This is a genomic window from Motilibacter deserti (assembly GCF_011250635.1).
GTDB classification, from domain to species: domain Bacteria; phylum Actinomycetota; class Actinomycetes; order Motilibacterales; family Motilibacteraceae; genus Motilibacter_A; species Motilibacter_A deserti.
On record NZ_JAANNP010000160.1, the window covers coordinates 1 to 3302 of the forward strand.

Annotated in this window: 1 protein-coding gene; it reads left to right on the top strand. The window is 70.5% G+C overall.

Annotation, left to right across the window (positions count from 1 at the left end; genetic code table 11):
- Positions 1–125: 125 nt before the first annotated feature.
- Positions 126–3302, top strand: a 3177-nt coding sequence (locus tag G9H71_RS21725) for a glycoside hydrolase domain-containing protein (RefSeq protein ID WP_231135274.1), incomplete at its 3' end; no start/stop codon positions are given.

The following is a 3302-nucleotide window of genomic DNA, read 5'->3' on the forward strand; positions in this document are numbered from 1 at the left end:
CCGGGCCCCCGCGATCGCGGCCGCGAAGGTCTTCCCTCCACCGGCCCCCGGGTGGTTGGCTTCGTCTGCGCGGCCTTCGCTTGCGCAACGTGACAACGATGTCAGAGAAAGGGACGTACTTCGCGATGTCCTCGAACCCTCTCCGGCCGTCCGGCGGCCGGCACCGATGGCGGCCGTCGGCGATCGGCCGCCCGCTCGCCCTGGCCGCAACGGCCGCGACCTTCGCGGCCGGCGCCCTCACCTCGACCCCGGCAGGCGCCGACGAGATCGTCATCGTTCCCGACGAGGCCCCGGCCGCGGTGCTGGCGACCGGCTTCTCGACCTCGTTCGAGGCCGCGGACCTGCAGCCGGAGTGGGTGAGCACGCCGGACACCGACCCGCAGGGCCGGCAGAAGGCGTCCGGCGTCATCGGGGCGTCCGTCCTCGAGCGCAGCCCGAGCCAGCCCACCGGTGACGACCTGCTCGGGCGGCCGACGGCCGAGCTCGCGTGGGAGGGCCCGTTCCAGAACGGCGTCGGCTCGGTCCCCGGCACGATCGCCCGCACGACGACGCCCGCCGGGGCGTCGGCGGTGCGCTGGACGATGCAGTCGGCCGGGGAGACCTGGATCCAGGTCCCGATGCGGAACCTCGCCAACGGCACGACCTACCGGGCGCAGGTCACCCTGCAGGGCAGCGGGCAGATCTTCCTGAACTTCTACAGCGGCTCGTCCGACGTGGGCGGAGAGTACTTCGCCCTGAGCGACCAGCCGCGCACCGTGACCGTGGACTTCACGACCCCGGCGAGCGGCGGAGGGACGCCGCAGTTCCAGGTCCGCACGCACGACAGCGGGCCGATCGACGCGTACGTCTCGGCGACCTCGCTGCGCCGGCTCACGCCCGGCGCCGTGACGTTCCCGGGCAACGTGACGGACCGCGTCGTCGAGGCCACGGCCAACCGTGACAACCCGCCCAACGAGACGACGCCGAAGCTCGCCGACGGCGACGTCAACACCAAGTGGCTGGCCGGCGGGACGACCGGCTGGGTGCAATACAAGCTGTCGACGCCGACGACCGTGGTGGCGTACGCCCTGGGCTCGGCCAACGACGCGCCGGGCCGGGACCCGCGCAGCTGGCGGCTGCAGGCGTCCGACGACGGCCGCACGTGGAAGACGCTGGACACCCGCACCAACCAGGGCTTCGCGAGCCGCTTCCAGACGCGGCAGTACTCCGTCGACAACAGCACGGCCTACCTCTACTACCGCCTCGACATCACGGCGAACGCCGGCGCCGATGCCGTGCAGCTCGCCGAATGGCTGCTGTCCACTTCACCGATCCCGGCCTCCGACATGACCACGGTGGTCGGCTCCGGGCCGAGCAACGGCTACAACACGCCGCCCAACCGCAACGTCGGCTGGACGGGTGTCGCGTCGCTGCACTACATGGGCACGCACACGGCCGAGGGCCGCGGCTACTCCTACAACAAGCTGTTCGACGTCGACATCCACGTCACCCCCACGACGGAGCTGTCCTACAAGATCTTCCCCGAGCTGACCGGCAACGACCTCGGCTACCCGAGCACCTACGCCGCGGTCGACCTCGCCTTCACCGACGGGACCTACCTCAGCCAGCTCGGCGCGGCGGACCAGCACGGGATGCCGCTGAGCCCGCAGGGGCAGGGCACGGCCAAGATCCTCTACGCCAACCAGTGGAACTCCGAGCGCTCTGCCATCGGCGCCGTCGCCGCCGGCAAGACGATCGACCGGATCCTCCTCGCGTACGACAACCCGGACGGCCCGGCCGACTTCGGCGGCTGGGTGGACGACATCTCGATCGTCGCGAGCCCGGTGCAGGAGCCCAAGGCGAGCCCGGCCGACTACGTGCTGACCACCCGCGGCACCAACGCGAGCGGCAACTTCTCCCGCGGCAACAACTTCCCCGCCACGGCCGTCCCCCACGGCTTCAACTTCTGGACGCCGGTCACGAACGCCGGCGTCGACAACTGGCTGTACGAGTACCAGCGCGGCAACAACGCCGAGAACCGCCCGACGCTGCAGGCCTTCTCGCTGAGCCACCAGCCGAGCCCGTGGATGGGCGACCGGCAGACCTTCCAGGTGATGCCGTCCGCGATGAGCGGAGTGCCCTCGGCCAACCGCGCGATCCGCGCACTCAGCTTCAGCCACGACAACGAGGTCGCGCGGGCGCACTACTACGGCGTCACCTTCGACAACGGGCTGAAGGCCGAGCTCACCCCGACCGACCACGCGGCGCTCTTCCGGTTCACGTTCCCCGGCGACGAGTCGAGCCTGGTCTTCGACAACATCAACAACAACGGCGGCCTCACGATCGACGCCGCCACGGGCACGGTCACCGGCTACACCGACGTCCGCAGCGGCTCGACCAACGGCTCGACGCGGATGTACGTCTACGCCACGTTCGACAGGCCGATCACCGCGAGCGGCAAGATCGGCGGTGGCGGCGGCTCCAACGTCACGGGGTACGCCCGGTTCGCCGCCGGTGCCGACCGGACCGTCACCATGCGGATCGCGACGTCGCTGATCGGCGTTGACCAGGCGCGCAAGAACCTCGAGCTGGAGGTCTCCCCGACCGACACGTTCGCGTCGGTGCAGGCCCGCGCCAAGGCGGCGTGGGAGCAGGTGCTCCGCGTCATCGAGGTCGAGGGCGCGAGCGAGGAGCAGCTCACGACGCTCTACTCGAACCTCTACCGCCTGAGCCTCTATCCGAACTCCGGGCACGAGAACGTCGGCACCGCCGACGCTCCCGTGTGGAAGCACGTCGTGCAGTCCTCGGCCTCGACAAGCCCCGCGCCCGCCGGCACGACCGCGACGCGGACCGGCGCCCCCATCGCCGACGGGAAGGTCTACGTCAACAACGGCTTCTGGGACACCTATCGCACGACCTGGCCGGCGTACTCCCTGCTCTACCCGAGCCGAGCCGGTGAGCTGGTCAACGGCTTCGTCCAGCAGTACAAGGACGGCGGCTGGGTGTCGCGGTGGTCCTCGCCGGGCTACTCCAACTCCATGACGGGGACGAGCTCCGACGTCGCCTTCGCCGACGCGTACCTCAAGGGCGTGCCCGGCATCGACGTCCAGGCGATGTACGACGCCGCGCTGAAGAACGCGGAGGTCGTGCCGCCGAACCAGAACGTCGGCCGCAAGGGGCTCAACTCGTCGATCTTCCTCGGCTACACCCCGACGTCCACGGGCGAGAGCGCGTCCTGGTCGCTCGAGGGCTATCTCAACGACTTCGGCATCGCCACCATGTCCAAGCGGCTCCACGACACGGCCGCAGCGGACGACCCGCGG